Origin of the sequence: Pseudomonas putida, from assembly GCF_001941965.1 — a bacterium.
Taxonomy (GTDB): Bacteria; Pseudomonadota; Gammaproteobacteria; order Pseudomonadales; family Pseudomonadaceae; genus Aquipseudomonas; species Aquipseudomonas putida_L.
The window spans coordinates 1-826 of the sequence record NZ_MKZO01000003.1 but is presented as its reverse complement, the minus strand read 5'-3'; the positions used below and the strand labels follow the sequence as shown (position 1 = coordinate 826).

The window sequence follows — 826 nt, the reverse complement described above, 5'->3', positions numbered from 1 at the left end:
TTGGAGACTAATCCAACCCTTGGGGGAGTTATGAAGTACACCGAACAGTTCAAGCTGGCAGCCATCACTGCCTATCTAGAGGGCAGTGATGGTTTTCGAAAGGTAGCCCAGCATTTCAACATCGATTTCAGCCTGCTGAGGCGCTGGGTGGCCAGCTACAAAGCTCGCTCCACTATCAGTTCCATACCTCATAGTCAGCGCTACCACATCGACTTCAAGCGCAGAGTTGTGCAGCACATGCGCGAGCACCGGCTTTCCCTGCGTCAAACGGCAGCGCATTTTGGCTTGGGCCAGTCCTCTCGGATAGGCATTTGGGAGGACCAGTACTACAGTGGCAACCTTGCCTCCTCTGCCTCTCAACGAAAAAAGCCTACCGACGTGTCCAAGAAGATTAAGCCACTCAAACCCACTGATACCGACGACGCGCTGAAGCCACGAGATCAGCTCATGGCGGAACTCGAGTATCTGCGCATGGAGAACGCTGTCCTAAAGGAGCTGAAGGCTTTGAGAGAGGAGAAGGAGCGAAGGCAAGAGAAAAAACGCTGATCGTTTCCAGACTCCGAACCCGGTTCCCGCTGTCAGCGTTGCTGGACTTGGTTGAGTTGTCGAACAGCACCTTCTATTACCAGCTCAAAAGCCTTCAAAGGCCGGATAAACACGCCCATCTGAAAGAACTAGTGAGTCAGGTCTATCACAAGGAAAAAGGGCTCTATGGGTATCGGCGCGTGACGCTGGCGATCAAGAATCAAGGCGTCCTGGTGAACAAGAAGGTTGTGGAGCGACTGATGGCAGACCAAGGTTTGCAGGCGGTAGTGCGGCCTAAAAA

General features: G+C 53.1%; 2 protein-coding genes. Both read left to right on the top strand.

Annotation, left to right across the window (positions count from 1 at the left end; all coding sequences use genetic code 11):
* On the top strand, positions 1-546 hold a 546-nt coding region (locus PSEMO_RS01630; protein ID WP_218641229.1), incomplete at its 5' end, for a transposase.
* 56 nt (positions 547-602) lie between these two features.
* On the top strand, positions 603-826 hold a 224-nt coding region (locus PSEMO_RS01625; protein WP_081430181.1), incomplete at its 3' end, for an IS3 family transposase.